Source organism: Turicibacter sp., assembly GCF_017941855.1.
Classification (GTDB): Bacteria; Bacillota_I; Bacilli_A; order MOL361; family Turicibacteraceae; genus Turicibacter; species Turicibacter sanguinis.
Window position 1 is genome coordinate 61,232 of the sequence record NZ_JAGAVR010000008.1, and the last position, 20,293, is coordinate 81,524.

General features: G+C 33.0%; 17 protein-coding genes, 1 riboswitch and 1 other annotated feature. Of the genes, 14 read left to right on the top strand and 3 right to left on the bottom strand.

Annotation, left to right across the window (positions count from 1 at the left end; genetic code table 11):
• The first annotated feature begins 83 nt into the window (after positions 1-83).
• The 4 genes from J6D32_RS01300 to J6D32_RS01315 all read left to right on the top strand — a co-directional run bounded on the left by J6D32_RS01300 (position 84) and on the right by J6D32_RS01315 (position 5,644).
• On the top strand, positions 84-977 hold the full coding sequence (locus tag J6D32_RS01300; protein WP_006784067.1) for a carbohydrate kinase family protein: 894 nt from the start codon (positions 84-86) through the stop codon (positions 975-977).
• 323 nt (positions 978-1,300) lie between these two features.
• The gene (locus J6D32_RS01305) at positions 1,301-2,620 is read left to right on the top strand and encodes a sodium-dependent transporter (RefSeq protein WP_006784066.1); all 1,320 of its coding nucleotides are present in this window, start codon (positions 1,301-1,303) and stop codon (positions 2,618-2,620) included.
• A gap of 83 nt (positions 2,621-2,703) precedes the next feature.
• Positions 2,704-2,962, top strand: a binding site (T-box leader).
• 347 nt (positions 2,963-3,309) lie between these two features.
• Positions 3,310-4,650, top strand: a complete 1,341-nt coding sequence (brnQ, locus tag J6D32_RS01310) for a branched-chain amino acid transport system II carrier protein (protein WP_040763839.1) — start codon at positions 3,310-3,312, stop codon at positions 4,648-4,650.
• 112 nt (positions 4,651-4,762) lie between these two features.
• Positions 4,763-5,644: a zinc ribbon domain-containing protein gene (locus J6D32_RS01315; protein WP_055165694.1), complete on the top strand. Its 882-nt coding sequence runs from the start codon at positions 4,763-4,765 to the stop codon at positions 5,642-5,644.
• Positions 5,645-5,887: 243 nt separating this feature from the next.
• Here J6D32_RS01315 and J6D32_RS01320 read toward each other — a convergent pair whose 3' ends face one another.
• On the bottom strand, positions 5,888-6,328 hold the full coding sequence (locus J6D32_RS01320; RefSeq protein WP_006785656.1) for a staygreen family protein: 441 nt from the start codon (positions 6,326-6,328) through the stop codon (positions 5,888-5,890).
• A gap of 492 nt (positions 6,329-6,820) precedes the next feature.
• On the opposite strand from J6D32_RS01320, the gene J6D32_RS01325 reads away from it, so the two are divergent.
• From J6D32_RS01325 to nagE, 6 genes are all read left to right on the top strand, one after another.
• On the top strand, positions 6,821-7,120 hold the full coding sequence (locus J6D32_RS01325) for a cupin domain-containing protein (RefSeq protein ID WP_006785657.1): 300 nt from the start codon (positions 6,821-6,823) through the stop codon (positions 7,118-7,120).
• A gap of 13 nt (positions 7,121-7,133) precedes the next feature.
• Complete coding sequence (locus tag J6D32_RS01330) at positions 7,134-8,342, top strand: TolB-like translocation protein (RefSeq protein ID WP_006785658.1); 1,209 nt, start codon at positions 7,134-7,136, stop codon at positions 8,340-8,342.
• 341 nt (positions 8,343-8,683) lie between these two features.
• On the top strand, positions 8,684-9,421 hold the full coding sequence (locus J6D32_RS01335; protein ID WP_006785659.1) for a GntR family transcriptional regulator: 738 nt from the start codon (positions 8,684-8,686) through the stop codon (positions 9,419-9,421).
• Between the two features lie 15 nt (positions 9,422-9,436).
• Positions 9,437-10,573, top strand: a complete 1,137-nt coding sequence (gene nagA, locus J6D32_RS01340) for an N-acetylglucosamine-6-phosphate deacetylase (RefSeq protein ID WP_009607584.1) — start codon at positions 9,437-9,439, stop codon at positions 10,571-10,573.
• 13 nt (positions 10,574-10,586) lie between these two features.
• Positions 10,587-11,336: a glucosamine-6-phosphate deaminase gene (gene nagB / locus J6D32_RS01345; RefSeq protein WP_039931082.1), complete on the top strand. Its 750-nt coding sequence runs from the start codon at positions 10,587-10,589 to the stop codon at positions 11,334-11,336.
• A gap of 267 nt (positions 11,337-11,603) precedes the next feature.
• Complete coding sequence (gene nagE, locus J6D32_RS01350; protein WP_006785662.1) at positions 11,604-13,025, top strand: N-acetylglucosamine-specific PTS transporter subunit IIBC; 1,422 nt, start codon at positions 11,604-11,606, stop codon at positions 13,023-13,025.
• 35 nt (positions 13,026-13,060) lie between these two features.
• On the opposite strand, the gene J6D32_RS01355 is transcribed toward nagE, so the two are convergent.
• Positions 13,061-13,501 (bottom strand): staygreen family protein, encoded by a 441-nt coding sequence (locus J6D32_RS01355; RefSeq protein WP_006785663.1) that lies wholly within the window; start codon positions 13,499-13,501, stop codon positions 13,061-13,063.
• 69 nt (positions 13,502-13,570) lie between these two features.
• Here J6D32_RS01355 and J6D32_RS01360 point away from each other — a divergent pair, with 69 nt between their 5' ends.
• On the top strand, positions 13,571-14,245 hold the full coding sequence (locus tag J6D32_RS01360) for a copper homeostasis protein CutC (protein ID WP_006785664.1): 675 nt from the start codon (positions 13,571-13,573) through the stop codon (positions 14,243-14,245).
• Between the two features lie 89 nt (positions 14,246-14,334).
• Positions 14,335-15,444: a tetratricopeptide repeat protein gene (locus tag J6D32_RS01365; protein ID WP_155234752.1), complete on the top strand. Its 1,110-nt coding sequence runs from the start codon at positions 14,335-14,337 to the stop codon at positions 15,442-15,444.
• Between the two features lie 865 nt (positions 15,445-16,309).
• Here J6D32_RS01365 and J6D32_RS01370 read toward each other — a convergent pair.
• On the bottom strand, positions 16,310-17,086 hold the full coding sequence (locus J6D32_RS01370; protein WP_006785666.1) for an alpha/beta hydrolase: 777 nt from the start codon (positions 17,084-17,086) through the stop codon (positions 16,310-16,312).
• A 129-nt stretch (positions 17,087-17,215) separates the two neighbouring features.
• On the opposite strand from J6D32_RS01370, the gene proC reads away from it, so the two are divergent.
• Together proC and J6D32_RS01380 are read left to right on the top strand one after the other, a co-directional pair.
• The gene (proC, locus tag J6D32_RS01375; RefSeq protein ID WP_287467194.1) at positions 17,216-18,022 is read left to right on the top strand and encodes a pyrroline-5-carboxylate reductase; all 807 of its coding nucleotides are present in this window, start codon (positions 17,216-17,218) and stop codon (positions 18,020-18,022) included.
• A gap of 296 nt (positions 18,023-18,318) precedes the next feature.
• A riboswitch (Lysine riboswitch) is annotated at positions 18,319-18,492 on the top strand.
• Positions 18,493-18,767: 275 nt separating this feature from the next.
• The gene (locus J6D32_RS01380; protein ID WP_006785668.1) at positions 18,768-20,201 is read left to right on the top strand and encodes a YfcC family protein; all 1,434 of its coding nucleotides are present in this window, start codon (positions 18,768-18,770) and stop codon (positions 20,199-20,201) included.
• Positions 20,202-20,293: the final 92 nt, after the last annotated feature.

Sequence of the window (20,293 nt, forward strand, 5' to 3'; positions counted from 1 at the left end):
TTTAATCCACAGAATGGTCACAAAAAATGTAAGCGTTAAAATATAATTGAATAGATAGTGAGACTACAGGGGAGGGGATAGTTTTGAAGAAAGTATTAGTGATTGGCGGAACAACATTCGATTCGATTGTTTATTTAGATAAATTGCCACAAGGTCAGCCACAAACATTATTTGCGAGCTCACCACTTAATGAAACATTAGGTTCAACAGGAGCGGGGAAAGCTTTAAATTTAACAAAACTCGGGATTGATACGACGCTTCATTCAGTTATCGGAGACGATGAATATGGTCATAAAATTATTCGAAAATTAAAAGACGCTGGTGTAAATTTTGAGTACGACTTTGATCCACTCGGAACAGAGAGACATGTGAATTTACTTGATCCACTTGGACAACGAATTTCTATTTTTGTGACACAAGGTTCTGCTCAACCAGCATTAGATTTAGAGCGCTTAGAGAAATTAATTATGGAATGTGATATCGTCGTTTTAAATATCATCAGTTACACAAAACAGCTCATCAAACTTATCGAAAAACATCAAAAACCAATATGGACTGATTTACATGATTATAATCTGGAAAATCAATATCACCAACCATACATTGAAGCAGCTAATTACATCTTTGTTAGCTCAGATAATTTACCAGAATATCATGAAACGATGTTGCAATGGATGAGTCAGGGGAAAGAATTAATTGTTTGTACACATGGTAGTGGTGGGGCAACAGCCCTAACGAAAACGGGCGAATGGATTGAACTTCCGATTATTTCTGATTATAAATTTAAAGATGCGAACGGTGCAGGTGATAGTTTCTTTAGTGGTTTTTTATATGCGTATTTGAATGGGAAATCAATAATAGACTGTATGAAATATGCTACTATTTTAGGGGGACTTTGCATTAGCTCATATGAACTAGCGCATGAAAAATTAAGTGCAGAGTTAGTAGAACAGCACTTTTTAAAATATTATAATTGACATTTATAGGTGATAAATCTATAATCTAGTTAACTATAAAGATAAAATTAAAAAGGAGACGATTTCTAATGAATACATTTAATGTGCAATTAAATAATTGGCGTAACTGGTCATACTAGACAGGTTTGTATTCTTAGATTGAAGTCATTCATCATAGATACAAGCCGTATACGGTAGTATCTATGATGACCAAATATATTTTTCGTGGTCACATAGAGTTTAAACAATGTGACCTTTTTATTATCCTAGGCAAAAAGGGTCACATTGTAACTTCAATGTGGCCCTTTTAATTTTATCGTTATAGTTGTGAAAGGAGAAAAATCATGTCAGTTAACAATAAACGAGAAACATTTAGTTCCAAATTTGGCTTTTTGATTTCATGTGTTGGAGCCGCACTTGGACTCGGGAATATATGGTTATTCTCATATCGCTTAGGCGCTTATGGAGGAGCTGCATTTTTAATTCCATATTTCATCTTTATTTTTATATTAGGAACAACTGGACTTATTACGGAGTTTTCATTCGGACGACTTTTTAAGGCAGGAGCACCGACTGGAATTCGTGAAATATTTAGATCGCGTAAACTAAAAGGTGCAAAAATAATTTCTTTAATACCAGTGCTTGGGGTAGCAGGAGTTTTCATGTTTTACTCTGTTGTAGTCGGGTGGATATTAAAATACTTTATATTAAGTGTAACAGGAGAGTTAATGACTTTGGATGCTACCGCATTTTTTAATCAATTTGCTGGTTCAACATCATCCGTTATTTGGTTAATTATCGCCATGTTAACAACTGTTTTAATTGTGAAAATAGGTGTTGCAAAAGGCATTGAAAAACTAAATAAAATTGCCATGCCACTTCTTTTAATCCTATTTATCATTTTAATTATTCGTTCTGTCACATTACCTGGAGCGGAAGTTGGAATCGAATACTTATTAAAACCAAGATGGGAGTATTTATTAAAAGTTGATACTTGGGTAATAGCCCTTGGGCAGGCCTTTTTCTCGGTTTCTCTGAGTGGATGTTCATTGGTTGTTTATGGAAGTTATACAAATGATGGATATGATATTGTTTCAGCATCATTTCAAATGGCTATCTTTGATACAATAGCCGCTTTACTAGCATCATTTATCATCGTTCCAGCGACCTTTGCTTTCGGATTTGATCCGGCATCAGGACCCGCGTTACTTTTCATTACATTACCTGCGATTTTTAAAGTGATGCCATATGGAAATATTATGGCTATTATCTTTTTCTTAAGTATTATCTTTGCTGCTATTTCCTCATCAATTGGGATGTTAGAGGGACCTGTTGAAGCGTTAATGACAAGTAGACATTTATCCCGTGCAAAATCAACCATTATCATCTCATTGATTTGCTTACTGCTTGCGATACCATTAGCTGTTAATATGGAATGGTTTAATTTGTTTGCAGACTTTATAACGATTATTTTATCCCCAGTTGGCACAATGATTACAGCAATTGCATTCTTTTACTTATACAAAGGGGATATTTTAGACGAAGTTAATAAAGGTGCTAAATACTCATTAGGAAAATCATTTGTTTATTTTGGAAAATTAATTTTCGTGCCAATGACAATCCTTGTTATTTTATTGGGGATTATTTACGGAGGTATCGGTTAATGAATGGAATAAACTGTAATAAATGTGTTTGAGATATGTTGACAATGTGTACATGAGGTGATAACATACTCCTAACACATCATTTAAATTCGTTGAAGAGAAAGAGTAAGTTAGTTTAATATCTCACAGAGAGTCGATGTTAGCTGAGAATCGATGGTCATGAATTAACTGAAAATCATCTCGAAGAAGTAAGGCTGAAATAAAAGTAAGTCTTATCGGGTCTCTTTTCCCGTTATCAAATAAAGTCATTAAAGCCTGATAAAAGGTGAGATGAGTAGAGTGCTATAGTCTTTTTTAGATTATAGAATTTGGGTGGTACCACGGAGAATTTTCGTCCCTTGATTAATCAAGGGGCTTTTTTTATGTGGAATTACCCCATTAGAGGAGGGGAGCTAAGAGCCTAACGGCTACTTAGCATGGGGGCCCAGGGGCTTTTTTTATATTTAGAATTACCCCATTGGTTGAGGAAACCTCTCTATGAGAGGATAAGGACTCCAGGGGATTTCATTACCTGCTAGAGGAGGATAGTTGAGAGTCTAATAGCTACTTGGCATGATGATATGTGTTTTTATTTGAAAGGGGGAATTTTTATGGAGTCAGATATTTGTGGTGATATTAGAAATTGAAAGTGTTTATATGGAGTTATGTTATTAAAGGGGGATTTCCCTACACAAGAAGGAGACGATTTAATGAATAAGTTATCAAGAAAAGATTTATTGTTAGTTGGTTTGATGTTATTTTCTTTATTCTTTGGAGCAGGAAATTTAATTTTTCCACCGTTTTTAGGTCAGTCAGCGGGGGTTAATACATGGATATCGATGCTTGGTTTTTTTATTACAGCTGTAGGATTTCCGGTTCTTGGAGTTGTGGCAGTTGCAAAATCTAAGGGGCTATATAATTTAGCAAATCGTGTGAATCCTGTTTTTGCGTCAGTTTTTACTGTATTAATTTATTTATCAATTGGTCCTGGACTTGGGATTCCACGTGCAGGAAGTTTACCGTTTGAAATGGCAGTCTCACCTTATTTACCAGAGTATTTCTCGGTTGCATTAGCGCGTTTATTATTTACAGCAGTTTTCTTTGTTATTGCGTATTGGTTATCCTTAACGCCAACAAAGTTAGTAGATCGAATGGGGAAAGTTTTGACACCAACCTTATTAATCTTAATTTCTTTGATTGTTTTAGGGGCTATTTTAAAACCACTAGGAACTTACGGAGTTGCAACAGGTAATTATAAAAGTTCTGCGTTTGTTCAAGGGTTTTTAGATGGATACTTAACTATGGATACGATCGCAGCATTAAATTTTGGAATTGTGATTGCATTAGCAATTAAGTCAAAAGGACTAGAAGATGAAAAAGCGATTGTCAGTACAACGGTTAAAGCAGGAATTTTTGCCGGAATTTTATTAATTTTAATTTATTCAATTCTAGGCCATTTAGGTGCGATGAGTGGGGGCTTATACGGAGCGACTGAAAATGGAGCTCAAACATTAACTAATGTCATGACTTATATCTTTGGTCAACCGGGAGCGATTCTTTTAGCCATTGTCTTTACATTAGCTTGTTTAACAACATGTGTTGGATTAATTACATCTTGTGGACAATATTTTGCAACGTTAACACCTAAATTAACTTATCAACATTGGGCGGCTATTTTATCGTTAGTGAGCATGGTGTTAGCGAATATGGGATTAAATCAAATTTTAGGAATCTCAGTTCCAATCTTAAATGCTATCTATCCAGTTGCCATTATGCTAATCATCTTAGCCATGGTCAATCGCGTTATCAATGGAAGCCGTGCTGTCTATAGCTTAACTATTTTATTCACCGCCACAATTAGTATTTTAGATGCTTTAGGCCAAGTTGGGTTACAGTTTGGATTTGTTTCGACGCTATTAAAAAAATTACCTCTTTATGAACAAGGATTAGGATGGGTAATTCCAGCCCTTCTTGGATTGGTTATCGGGGGTTTATATGAGTTTATATCGAGTAAACAAACAGAATCAGTTTCAGACTATTTAGCAGAATAATAAGTGAGGAGGCCATGCCTCCTTTTAAATTTAACAAAAATTCCCCCTCCTTTTTACATGGTCTATTTTGTGGTATATTGATAGTAGGTGAAGAATTAGGAGGGAATAACTATTGAAATGTAAACACTGTGATTTCGAGAACTTAGATCAGGCTACGTATTGTAGTGGATGTGGAAAGCCATTAAATGAATCTAATGATGTCGTGACACAATCTAAAAATTTTGAAACGAAAAATAGACGAATTTTAATTAGCGTTATGAGTATATTAGGAATAGGGTTAGCAATGATCATCGCATGGATGATTCTTAGACCCAATCAACTTGAACTTGCAAAAGAAGCCTATCAATCAGATGATTTAACAGCTTACGAAAATGTTGAAAGTAAGCTTTCAAAAGAACAAAAAACTGAATTTGATGCATACCTGATTGAAGAAGCTCAATCAATTTTTGATGCTTTTAAATCAGATGGATTATTTTATAAAGAAGCTGTTCGTCGACTTGAAAAAATTAAGTTATATGTTATTCAAACAGATGAAGTCAATACCATTATGACTCAATTAGAATCGTTAAATAGTTCACGCCAAGCATATAATGAAGGAAAGTCATGGATTGAGGCAAAAGAGTGGGACAATGCTAAAGCTTCATTTGAAGCCGTATTACCATTAGATCCAAATTACGATTTTGCACTTCGTTATTTAGAATCGATTCAAAGATGGCAACTACAAGAAATAGGAGCAAAGGCATTAGATTATCTAGAACAAGAAGACTATGAGAAAGCCGTGAATGAAATTATGAAAGGCTTAGAAATTGATCCAACTAATGAAACGTTATTGAATATTAAACAAACAATTCAAGATGCGTTAAACACTCCTCCAGTTATTGAAGAGGCACCACAGGAGCAACCTAAAGGATTAGGAGAAATGATTAAAGACGGACTTCAAGCAATTGGAGATGGAATCAAATCATTCTTTGATGGTAGCTGGCTTGAAAATTAAAGATGAAAAATAGCATGATCTAAAAGCTTTAGAATTTTGTTACAATACTTATATTAAAAAATCCCTTCTCAAAAATAGAGAAGGGATTTTTTAATATAAGTCCAGATAAGTTTTTCACACTTGGAAAACTTTTAACTGGACTATAGTGATGCCTAAGGATCAAAAAGACTTCAGTACTGAGACTCATTTATAATAGTGAAATACATTTCTGTTTCTATATAGAATAACTCTTATCTTGGTTATTTAATACTCATTAAATGTCTGATAATATTCAATTCGATTATATTTTGGGTCGTCTGATTGGAAATGGATATATATTGGTGCAGAGTTGAATTGTGGATAAACGGTAAAGAGATAGGGGTCTCCATATTTAATAGCTTTGAGTGCGGTAGGTAGTTCCTTAATAAATATTTCATTTCGGCGTGCGGTAGATTTTGTCCCGTCTTCACCGTCTAATCGAACATAAACATAAAAATAATAGTTTTGAAAGTCTTTTGTTGTCCATTCTCCAAGTACTTCATCACGCATAGCAGTTAATTTATCGTAAGCATAGTCAGAGCTAATGACTAGAAATAGGTCGCCTGTTTCATCGGAATGCGTTAATGTGTATCGTCTAGGATTTAATTGATTTAAATTGCGTAATTGATAGTTAATCCACAGTTTATCTGGGGTAAAATTACGCATTATATCGCCTCCAATATAGATTTCAATCTAACTTTTACATCTACTTGCTGAGTAAATCGAAGCATAGTAGTCAGTTATCCTGAGTTTACTCATCGCAAATCACAACTCTTTGTTACAGTTCGAAAAGAATGCAGTCAATTTTTCAATTCTATCTTTTCTTCACTTGAGAGAGTTAAGCAGGATTTTCAATCTTTTAGATGGCTCTAACTGAATGTAAGTGAAGTTTAGACCATCTTATCCAGACAAAGTTATTCTTACTTGGTTTTTAAGTATAGAATAACTTTGTCTGGGGTGAATTAATCTAGCTTCGAGTCCCATCCAGACTATAAAGTCTCTCAATTGTACACTGACAAAACCGTGTCAGCGACAATTGAATAAGACTTTTACGTTTGGATAACCGGGACTCTCAGCTTTTTTGATAATACATTATATGCGATTGACTCATAGTATGATTTTAAATATCCATAATAAAGTTGAAATGGAGGTCATATTATGAGTCAATTTTATAAGTTAAATGAGTTAAAAGAAGCAAAGCAATTAATTGCAAACAATCCTAGGTTTCGTACGGTTTGTTTTAATTTTGAAGTTGGAAAGGGACTTCCAAAGCATAGCCATAACGGATATGCAACGATTCATGTTATTAAAGGTGAAATCAGCATGAGTTTTAGTAATGGTGAAAGCTATGAGTTGAATAGTGGTGACTTTTTAGAGTTTGATGCTCGTATTGAACATGATGTTTTAGCAACGCTAGAAAGTCAGGTATTAGTTACAATTTCTGCATCATTAGAATAATAAGGAAATGATTATGAAGAAAATCATCCTACTATTTTTGATGGTAATGATTCAATCTTACTCAGTGTTGGCCCAGTCAGCGGTTGTTGCGATGACTGAGAATCAAGTCGTCATGATTAATTTAGAAAACAATAAGACTACTATCTTGAATCAAGGGGATAAATTTCTTAAACCTCTTATATCAGAAAGTAAATCGTATGTTGCCTATCAAGATGAAAAATCCAATTTATATATATCGTCACTTGTTAATAATGAAGAAATGTTAATTAAAGTGGAGGGTGTTAAAGATTATATCTGGCATGAAAATCAGTTAATCTTCTCAAAGAATGAAGGGAATGTGTATCAATTTAATCTAGAGACTCATGAATTTTCACTCTTTCTTGAAAGAGCAGGGTATGTATACGATGAATTGAAGATGAATAATCAGGGCGTCCTATTTGCGAAGAAATATGCTATTGTGCCTGATTATAATTGGCCGATTGGGATTGTAGAATATGATTCAAAGAGTCTTGATGAATCAATTTTAATTGGTTATGAACCTGTGACGAAAACATCGATTGGTTTTAACCCTTCAATTGCAAAACTCTCTTCAGATGGAAAGTTGATCTATATTTGGTGTAAGCCAAATTCAGGATCAATCACAGCAGATGGTGTTAATTTAGGGATGTATGATACGTCTAATGATACATTTATAAAATTTAATCAGATTACAATGCTAGTTTATCTCGACAATTTAGCGATTAATCCGATATCCAATGATGTGGTCGCCCTTATAGAAGGTGAAGGCCGAGTTATGAATGAGAATAAGCATCTCTATTTTTTTAAGGTTAAAAGTCAAGAAATGATTCCAATATTATCAAATGAAATGACAGCCATGAGTCCTATATTTTCATTTGATGGTTCTAAGTTATATTATTCAGCGGGATTAGAAGTACCGAAAGAATATAAACCATTTGAACTTGGCAGTAATCATCTTTATGTCTATGATTTAACCACTAAGAAATCAACACAACTAACCCAAAGTAAAAAAACTTTTGATTTTTATCCACAAGAAATTGAAAATAATGAGTTAGTGTTTCTACAATTTGTAGGGAAAGATAAATTAAACTTAGTACGACGATTAGCCGATGGAAAAGAAGTCACATTACTTGAAAATTTAAACACGAATTTTCAATATTATGGTCATTTAGAAGGAAATCAAATTTTAGATGTAAAAAAATAAAACGCAAGACGTGATTCCGTCTTGCGTTTTATTCTGTTTCATAGCCCCCATCATTGATTCCATCTAAATCATATATCTTGGTGTAAAAGTAGGGGATTCTAGCAGCAATGAATATAAATAGGAAGGTAGCTTTGATATGACAAGAATTCATTATAGAAACTATATATAATTAAAATGAGAGAAGCGGATTAGGATAATCTTGATTTTATATGATATTTTTAGAATCATTTTTAAACCCCTTGATTTAGAAAACGATTTCAATTAAAATAGAAGTATGATGAAATTGGTATATACCATTTTAAATTGTCATATAAGTAAACACTGAAAGAGGCGGATAAATAGTGAAGAAAGTGGATAAGAACTCAAAAGTTCCACTTCATATTCAGCTCTCTTCTATTATTAAAGAGATGATTGAAACAGAAGAATTAAAAGAGGGAAGTTTTTTAATGTCTGAACGAGACATTTGTAAGCATCAAGAAATTAGTAGAATGACTGTTAACAAAGCGATTTTAAGTTTAGTCAATGAAGGACTTTTAAATCGTCATCAAGGTAAAGGAACATTTGTAGCATATAAAAAGAAAAAACATCGATATCAAAAGTTAGAAGGTTTTACAGAAATCATGACTAAACGAGGATATCAAGTTGAAAATGAATTGCTTGTGTTTAATCTAGATACTTATTCTAAAAATGTAAGAGAGAAGTTAAATTTATTAAACTTAGATTCGTTAGTTTATAAGATTAAACGTCTCCGTTCAATCGACAACGATCCATTCATTCTTGAGACTGTATATATTAATCAAGATATGTGTCCGGATTTAACAGAAAACTTAATAAAAGAAAACTCATTATATCAACTATATAAGGAAAGGTATCAGCATAAGATTGTAAGGGCGGAGCAAGTGATTACGCCTGTTATGATTACTAAAGAGCAAGCCGGTTTATTACAGTGTGAAATTAATACTTTAGCACTTAAAATTGACCGTGTTGTTTATACAGAGTTTGAGGAAGTGATGGAGTATACATCGTCTATTTTCCTAACGGATAAACATGAGTTTGAAGTTGTATTGAATGAAAATTAATAAAAGAGGTGGAGTATGTACGCAATAGTAAACGGAAAGATTATTATGCCAGATAAAGTTCTTGAAAATAAAGTTTTAGTTTTTAATAAACAAATTGTCGAAATTAGTGATGAAGTTCCTGCTAATCATGAGGTGATTGATGCAAGAGGGAATTATGTTGCACCGGGACTTATTGATGTTCATGTTCATGGAAGTTGTGGAGCTGATACGATGGATCAAAGTGTAGAGGCTATTCAAACGATTAGTGAAGGGATTGTTAAGAATGGTGTGACATCTTTTTTACCGACAACAATGACGATGAGCCCTGAGGATATTTATGGAGCATTAAAAGTGGTTCGTGAATGTATGAGTAAAGAATTTGATGGAGCAAAAGTTATGGGAGCCCATATGGAAGGTCCATTTATTAATGCCATTTATAAGGGGGCTCAACCGGAACAATATATTGTAAAGCCAAGTTATAAATTTATTGAGGATTATACGGATGTTATTAAATTAGTTTCATACGCTCCGGAGATGGACGATGATTATTCATTTACAAAGGAAGTAAAAGACAAAACTGATATTACGTTATCGATTGGTCATACAAATGCAACTTATGATCAGGCGATGGAAGCTATAGATTATGGAGTATCTCATGTGACACATTTATTTAATGCCATGACACCACTCAATCATCGTGAGCCAGGAGTTGTCGGAGCAGCTTTAACAAGCGATTGTTATTGCGAAATGATTGCTGACAAGATTCATATTAATAAAAGCTTATTCCAGTTTGTTTTAGATAATAAAGGTAAACATAAAGTTGTTTTAATTACGGACAGTATGAGAGCAGGTTGTATGAAAGACGGAAAATATGACCTTGGTGGACAAGATGTGTATGTTAAAGATGGAGCGGCACGACTTGAAAGTGGAAGCTTGGCAGGTAGTGTTTTAACATTGAATAAGGCAGTTTATAACTTCTTACAAAATACGAATGCTACGATTAATGAGGCAATTCATATGGCTTCTTTAAATCCAGCCACATCAATTGGAATTGATGATTATAAAGGAAGTTTACATGTGGGAAAAGATGCGGATATCTCAATCTTTGATGAGGAAATGAACTGTCACTTAGCAATTTCAGAAGGTCGTATTATTTTTAATCATTTAGCGTAGAGGGGTGTTAATGATGAGAATTTTAGTATGTGAAAATTATGATGAAATGAGCAAAAAAGCAGCACAAATGATTTTAAGTCAAATTACATTAAAACCAAATTCTGTTTTAGGGTTAGCAACAGGAAGTACGCCAATTGGGATGTATGGAAATTTGGTTAAAATGTATCAAAGTGGTGTATTAGATTTTTCAGAAGTCCAAACTTTTAACTTAGATGAATATTATGGACTTCCTGAAAGCAATGATCAAAGCTATCATTATTTTATGAATGAACATCTATTTAAGCATGTGAATATTTTAAAGGAAAATATTCATATTCCAAATGGGATGGCTTCAGATATTGAAGCGGAATGTGCAAATTATGATGCAGCTATTGCAAACTCTGAAGGAATTGATATTCAGGTTCTTGGAATTGGAAACAATGCTCATATTGGATTTAATGAGCCAACGATTCTATTTGAAAAAGGAACTCATGTGGTAGAATTAGATGAATCAACAAGAGAAGCAAATGCTAGATTCTTTAATAGTTTAGAAGAGGTACCAAAGCAAGCTATTACAATGGGAACAGGATCAATTTTTAAAAGCCGAAAAATTATGTTACTGGCTTCAGGAGCAGGTAAGGCCAAAGCAATCTATGATACAGTGCATGGAAAAGTACGTCCGGAAGTTCCAGCTTCTATTTTACAATTCCACAGTGATATTGTTTTAATTTTAGATGCTGAGGCGGCGAGTTTACTTTCTGAAGAGGACTATAAACGATGTTAATAAAAAAGGGAGTATTTCAACAACGAAATACTCTCTTTTTTTCTATTAAATTATATAAAATATCATTTTTTTCTCTTTTTTTATAAAAAACACTTGAAATAGAAAACGATTTCATTTAAACTATAGATGCACAATTGGTATAGACCACTTAGAAAAGGCATTTTATCATAACCAGTTGATGGACAAATATTTTGCATAAAAATAATGATCTATGGATAGAGCTTATTATTTTTATCGATATCTTAATAAAGTGTAGGGGGAAGTAATATGATTAAGTTTTTACAACGCATTGGAAAATCACTGATGCTACCGATCGCTTGTTTACCAATTGCAGGATTAATGTTACGTCTTGGACAACCAGACGTTATTGAAGCATTAGGATCAGGAGCGTTTGTTGAAAATGTTCTACCGTATTTTGCAGCAGCTGGGTCTGCATTATTTAATAATTTACCACTATTATTTGCAGTAGGGGTTGCCGTAGGTTTATCAGATGATCAAAATGGTGCAGCTGGACTTGCAGGGGTCATTACTTACTTAACGTTAACAAATGTAACAGCAACATATTGGACAAATAACTATGCAGAGGCAGTGGCTGAAACATTAGATATTTCATTCTTAGGTGGTATCTTAGCTGGGGTTATTGCAGGATTATGTTATAACCGATTCCGTAATACTAAGTTACCAGAATTCTTAGCGTTCTTTGGGGGACGACGTTCAGTTCCAATTATGGCTGGTTTAATTTCATTTGTTGTTGCAATTCCATTAGCAATGATTTGGCCAACGATTCAAAATGCTTTATCGGATGCTTCAGTTGGAATTGCCGGAATGGGAGCCTTTGGTGTTGCAGGATTCATGTTCTTTAATCGTTTATTAATTCCAATGGGATTACACCATGTATTAAACTCATTCTTCTGGTTCCAATTAGGGGAATACAATGGAGTAACAGGTGACTTAAACCGCTTCTTTGAAGGAGATCCAACGGCTGGTCATTTTATGGCAGGATTCTTCCCAGTTATGATGTTTGGTTTACCTGCTTTAGCACTTGCAATCTACTTTGCAGCTAAAAAAGAAAAACGTAAAGCAGTGGGAGGAATGTTACTATCACTTGCTTTAACAGCTTTCTTAACAGGGGTAACAGAGCCACTAGAATTTTTATTTATTTTCTTATCACCAGTTTTATTAGTCGTGCATGCAGTACTTTCTGCAATTTCAGGATTTATTGTTGATTCATTAGGAATCTTACATGGATTTACATTCTCAGCAGGATTTATTGATTATGCAATTAACTTTAATTTTGCAACTAAACCACTATTAATCTTATTAGTTGGATTAGGAATGGCAGTTTTATACTTTGTAGTATTCTACTTCTTAATTACAAAATTAAACTTACCAACACCAGGTCGTGAAGAAGATGACGAGGAGTTCACTGAAAATACAGTAATTTCAGGAGATTATAATGAACTTGCTAAAAAATACATTGAAGGTTTAGGTGGAAGTCAAAACTTAGTTAAAATCGATAACTGTGCAACACGCCTTCGTCTAGAAGTAAAAGATGCTACATTAGTACAGGATAAAGCATTAAAAGCAATTGGAGCACGCGGAGTTGTTAGATTAAGTAAAACAAATGTTCAAATCATTGTTGGAACAAATGTAGAATTCGTTGCAGATGCAATGAAAGCATTAGTTTAATATCAAAAAAAGGAGTCGAATATCGGACTCCTTTTTTATATATAATCAGAAAATAACCCGACGTATTTTATACAATCAAGAGTAGGATCTTTAGAATGAAGAAAAAGATAAATGGATGAATCTAATAACTGCTCATGTTGAGAAAAAAAAGAACAATCTCCGTATTTGATAGCTTTGATTAAACGAGGAAGCTCCGCAATTAAAGCATCAATAGGGTTTAAATTTTTAGTTGGATGAATGAAATCAACATCGATATAAATATAATACAGATATTTTTTTTCATCATAAGTTGTCCATTCACCTAATAATTTAAATTCACTAGAAATTAAATGTTGATACATGAATTCATGGTTGATACAAAGAAATAAGTCTGAGATATTAGGATCATGTACTAATGTGTATCGTCTAGGAATAATTTGATTAAAATTATTTAATTCATCATTAATCCAAATATAATCAGATGTAGCTTCATTCATCTATATGCCCCCTTTTAATATAATTTATGAGAGAATATAGGTGAGCGGAACATGTAAGGGAGGATATTTATGCTAGAAATTATTGCAATGACATTAGAAGATGCAAAAACAATTGAAGAATGTGGAGCTGATCGAATTGAACTAGTTAGTGCCTTAACAGAAGGGGGATTGACGCCAAGCTACGCTATTATTGAGAGTGTTGTGAAAAGTGTGAAAATTCCAGTCAATGTCATGGTTAGGCATCATGCTAAAAGTTTTAATTATAGTAATGAGGAAGTAGATTTAATGATTCGGGATATCGAAATCATTAAATCATTGGGCGCAAATGGGATTGTTCTTGGACTATTAGATGGTCAAAATCAGATTGAGGAACAACAACTTAAACAACTTTTAAATGTTTGTAATGGATTAGAAGTTACGTTTCATAAAGCCATAGATGAAACAAATGTACTTGAAAGTGTTCAGACATTATCTAAATATCCACAGATTACAAATATTTTAACGGCAGGGGGACTGAATCATATTACGAAGAATGGCGATGTGATTAAACAAATGATTGCCAAGTCAGGACACATTAACGTTTTATTAGGAGGAGGACTAACTCTTGATAATTTCAATTTGATAAAAACAGAGACAGGGGCTACAGACTTCCACTTTGGAACAGCAGTTAGAATAAACAAATCTCCATTTGGTGAAATTGATAAACAAGAGCTTTTGAGATTAGTTAATTTAGCCAAAAAATAGCATACTTTTAGATATTTTTTTATACAAAGAGTTAGTTATACGTTAAAATATAAGGTAATCATTTGTAAATAAGGTTCGGAGGATACGTTATGTTTTTAACAATTGGAGAAAAAATTCGTCAAGTACGTAAACAGTATGGATTAAAACAAGTTGCCTTTGAATCGTTTGGATTTTCACGTGACTATATTAGTATGTTAGAAACAAATAAAAGATCTTTAAATGAAGAAATGAAACAACTCATGTATGATGCATTAGATCAATTAACAAATGGATTGTTTAAAGAGAATTATACGTATGAACAATTTTGTTTAACACCAGAACAACAAGCAGAAATTTGGTTAGAGGAACATTGCACGTTAGAGTACGGTCTAAGTGATTATGAGATATTTAATGAAGTTGCGACAAAATATGAATTATTTCAACCACTTATTAATTTGAATGAGAAAATAGCAATTCATTATTACACTACTCGTGATCATCAGAGATCAAATGAATACTTTTTAAAGGCTATTTCATATTGTAATCAAACGGATATCAACCCAGCTAAATATTATAATTTGGTTGGAGTAAACTTTAATCAGCTGGGGCAGTATAAAGATGCCATTGCACAATATAAGATAGCTAGTTATTTCTTATCAGAAGAGACAGGAAGTCTTAAATATAAAAATTTATATGATATGTCTACTAGTTATTTATATGATGGAGATTGTGAACAAAGCTTAATTTATATTGATGAAATAATGAATCAGAATGAAGATATAATGGCAAAAGGTTCATCATATTTATTAAAAGGGATGATTTTACAAAAACAAAATAAGGATGAAGAGGCCAAAAAAATATTATTAGAGTTCATTGAAAATCCATTTTGTCCTCCAATTTTAGGACATGCTTATCATAATCTAGCCTATTTAGAATACAATAATGGATTTTATGAAGAAGCTTTAAAATATTTAGATTTATCATTGAAGTATAGAGAGAACTATTCACATAACAGTGTGACTAACTCTATAGTAGGTGAAATTAATTATCGATTGAAAAAATATGAAGAAGCTAAATCAATTTTTAATGAAATTAAAAGAGATATTTTTACAAGTGCTCATATGGACCAAAAAGAGGATTTTATTACATGGGGACTTCAAATGTATCTTGATTTAAAGGATTTTGATTCAATTAAATCTTTATTTGAAGAAGTAAAATAGTTAATCAAACAAGCATTAGCTATTCCCTCAACTTTATTGTTGATGGAAAAACAACTTTATAAAACAATTATTAACGAGAGTTTAATTAAACCAGATAAAGTGTTACAGTATACTTCATTAATAAAATCTCTATGATGGAAAATGTCACAGATTTCGACAAAAATCTGTGACATTTTTTAAATTCAAAATTTGTGGGAAACTAAGTATAATAGAGCTTGTGAGATGAAGTGATGAGTAAATTAATTAGAGGTTTTTTATTTATTAAAGAAACTTAGGGGTAAGTTTTTGGGTTAGTGTTATGTTATTCAATTAGTCGTTTATTTATTTCTCTTAACTAGTGGGACAGATAAGAGCAAAAAAAGAGTGTTAGTAGGGGTACTAACACTCTTTTTTTGTCTAAAAAGCAATAATATTCAATAGGATTAAACAGGTTAGTAGAGCAGGAATAGAAAGTAAATAAACTAGTTTCTTTTTGCTTTCGCTACTGTTATGGAATATAGTGACAAGACAGATTAATACTAAATCAATTGTTAAAAAGAGGGTTATTACATTGTGTGAGATTTTTAGGTCCCAAATACCAGGAATAAAGAACTCCATCAAGGTTAAAAGGGTGATAATAAGAATTCCCCATAAACTTTTAGATAAATCTAATTCGTGTGATTCATTATTGCGACAAGAAAAATATACACATTGAACTAAAACTACTGAGGTAAATAAGTAAGGACTTAATAAAAAAAGTTGATAAATATACTCTATGATAAACTGAAAATTCAATAGTTAACACACCCTTTCATTAATTTTTATGTAAGCTAAATTTTTGATATGATAACTATTTTAAGCACCAAAAAAGCAGGAAACTCCCTGCCTAAAGTAATTGCGATTTAAAAAATGATTCTGTTGACTCAAATAATAATGCTAAGTAATTAAGAGTCTCAAATCCATGACTTGCACCGGTGATTGTAATGAGTTGTGCTCGATTATTGTAGTATTTCAAATATTCATAAGAAGTCTCGATTGGAACAGTTAAATCTTTATCCCCATGAACTAATAAAACAGATCCTTCAAATTTCTGTGCCGTTTCATAAACGTGTAAGTTAATATCTTGAGTGAAGAATTTCATACCGACTTGTAGAGTTCCCCATGGAAGATAACCAGATTCCTTTATCTCTTCCGTTATTTGTTTTCCAAGTAAAAATCCATTTCTAGCCATGTCAGGAATAAAACCAGCGGGTGCCCATAAGCAAAGTGACTGAATATCATGTGGACGAAGTCCTGCTAATAGACTAGCAACGCAGCCACCCATACTCATTCCAAGAACACCAATACGCTTTGAGTCAATATACTCAAGTGAGCGAACATAATTTAAAATAGCATGGGCATCTTCAAGTTCGGTACTTACAGACATATCTGAGAAATCACCGTCGCTTTCACCACTTCCCATAAAATCAAAGCGATAAACTGCAATACCAGCAGTCTCTAATCGTTTAGCCAATCTTACGAAGCTAAATCCAAATTCACAACGATTAGCTGTGAAACCATGAAATAAAATTATAGCTGGAATAGAAGAACTTATTTGATTAGGAAGGTGTTCAGTCCCACGTAAAACAAATCCATCTCTTACAAACTCAATAGCTTTCATCATTTAAAAATCCCCCCTAGTATGATTACTAAACTTACTATACCACGAAGGCAATGAATAGTTAAGTAAACGTTTTTATTATTATTGAGAAGTATAAATAAAAGACTATAATAAAATAAAGGAGGATGAAATATGAAGTATCCGGTTGGATTTATTGGTAGTGGTAATATGGCGATGGCGATGTTAAAAGGATTATTGAAATCTGAATTAATATTATCAAATGATATTTTGATGTCTAATCCTAGCCAGACAAAAGTTAATCGATTTGTTGAAGATTATAAAATAAATGGGACAACTTCAAACCAAGATGTTGCAAATTTATGTCAAATTGTTATTTTAGCAGTTAAGCCATATTTATATCCCGCTATTATTGATGAAATTAAAGAAAGTATTCATAAAGAAACCATTATTGTGAGTATTGCAGCAGGACCAACACTTCAAATGATTGAGGACTATTTTCAAAAAAGTATTAAGGTAGTTCGTACAATGCCAAACACACCAGCACAAGTCGGTGAAGCGATGTCAGCAATTATACCAAATCGCAATGTTACAGAAAATGAGTTAAATCAAGTGATTGCTATTTTTAATAGTTTTGGAAAATGTGAAGTGGTGTCTGAAGTATTAATTGATTCCGTTATTGCTGTGAGTGGATCATCACCTGCTTATGTTTATATGATGATTGAAGCAATGGCTGATGCTGCTGTTTTACAAGGGATGCCACGAAATCTTGCTTACGAATTTGCTGCACAAGCAGTGCTTGGAGCGGCGAAAATGGTACTAGAAACAGGGATGCATCCAGGGGGATTAAAAGATCAAGTTTGTTCACCAGGTGGCACAACAATTGAGGCAGTTGCTAAATTAGAACAAGAGGAATTTAGAGCAAGTATTATGAATGCTATGGAAGCTTGTGCAAAGAAATCTAAAAAAATGAGTAAATAAAAAAGACACGCTTTAAAACTAGCGTGTCTTTATAGGCTATTTATATAATTTATCTTCTTTTTTCTCAAATTTTTTTTCCTCATGATGTTGTTCTTTATGATGAATTTCCATTTCATGAATTTTTTCTTTAATACTCATTAAGGCCATCTCATTTTTAAAAATTTATTATAGTTAGCTCTCTATAGTGTATTTATTAAAAAAATATAAAATAGAAATTTTATTGGATAGTTACATAAATTTACACTTGCAAAAGAATAGAATATAGTTTATGATTTAATTAATTAAAAAATAAATAGGTTTTAGATAGAGGTGCGGTAACTAAGAGTACTATTGAAGAGTGAAGACGTAGACGCAATAGGAAAGGAGTTCTCGCCGAAGCCTATCATCGATACTTTAAGGTGATAGAGCTGGTGTTATGTAAAATATACTTAACACTGTCACAAAATATTTTGTGGTGAGCTATCATTTAAGATGAATGCATTGTATATCGATTAAATGATATATTAAAATTCAAAGTCTTGAGTGATTTGCTCAAGGCTTTTTTTTATTAAAGCCAACCATAAAAATTGTGGAGGGCTATCATTTGAGCATTCAAAAGTAAACGCACGTTATGTGATTATTTCTGAAAAGTCTTGAGTGATACTCAAGACTTTTTTTATTGTGAAGCTCTTGCACCTCATACCATCCAAGAAAAGATGGGGACAATGCTTTATTGGATGTTAAAAACCTGAAGGGAGATTAATATATGTTAAGTCTTAGAAGAGCCAGAAGTATTGAAACTGAGGCAGGTGCGAAAAAAGAATTTAAAGTACCACATACGCTAGTTATTATTTCTTTTATCTTAGTCATCGTTGCCGTAGCAACATGGATATTACCAGCTGGGATGTATGAGCGAGTGGTTAATGATTTAGGTCGAACAGTCGTTGTGGATGGATCGTTCCAATACATCGAGCAATCACCGCAAGGATTATTTAGTTTATTACAAGCTCCATTAGAAGGAATTGTAGGAGCTTCAGAAATTATTGCCTTTTTATTTATCGTAAGTGGAGCAATTGCTATTATTACAAAAACACGTGCAATTGATGCTGGAATTACAAGTGCCGTTAAATCGTTCCATGGAAAAGAGATGTTAATGATTCCGTTTATTATGGGATTATTCTCATTAGGTGGCGCAGTTTTTGGAATGACGGAAGAGGCAATTCCATTTATTGCAATGTTGATTCCACTTTGTTTAGCTTTAGGTTATGACAGTATTATGGCGATGGCTATTTCTTATGTTGGATGTATTGTTGGTTTTGCTACAGCAATGATTAATCCATTCTCAGTAGGGGTTGCTCAAAGTATTGCAAATGTTCAAGCTGGATCAGGTGTGGGATTCCGTACTCTAATTTGGGCAGTTACAACTTTAGCATCTATTCTATTCTTAATGTGGTATGGTCGTCGTATCAAACGTAATCCAGAATTAAGTCCCGTTTATGAAATTGATCAGTCACGTCGTGAAGCATTAAAAGAATCAACTGAAGAACATATCGAGTTTACAGTAAGACATAAAATTATTTTATCTTCGATTTTAGTTTGTTTAGCTGGAATTGTCGTTGGAGTACTAAAATTTGATTTTGCTATTCCAGAAATCGCGGCTTTATTCTTAGCTACAGGAATCGTGGCAGGATTTATTGGACGTTTAAGTTTTGATGATATGGCAACATCGTTTGTAAGTGGAGCAAAAGATATGATTGGAGCAGCTATTGTGGTTGGATTTGCTCGTGGAATCGTGATTCTTGCACAAGATGGTCAAATTATTGATACAATTCTTTACCAATTATCAAACTTCATCGGTCAATTACCTTCGTTAATTGCGGGATATGTCATGTTCTTTGTTCAAATGTTTATTAACTTCTTTATTTCATCAGGTTCAGGACAAGCAGCTTTAACAATGCCGATTATGGCGCCACTTGGTGAGTTAGTTGGAATTACACCGCAAACATCAATTTTAATTTTCCAATTTGGTGATGGATTCTCAAATGCGATTTTCCCAACAAGTGCAGTCTTAATGGCTTGTTTGGGGGTAGCAGGTATCCCATGGTCAAAATGGATTAAATGGATTTTACCACTACAAGTTATCTTTGGAGTAATTGCTATTATCTTTATTACAATTGCTATTTTAATGGGTTGGTCATAATATTAATTTTGCTAGGCATTTTCTTTATAGAGAATGCCTAGTAAACTATAGTTGAACTTAAAATGAAAAATGAATTAGAATAAGAAGAAATC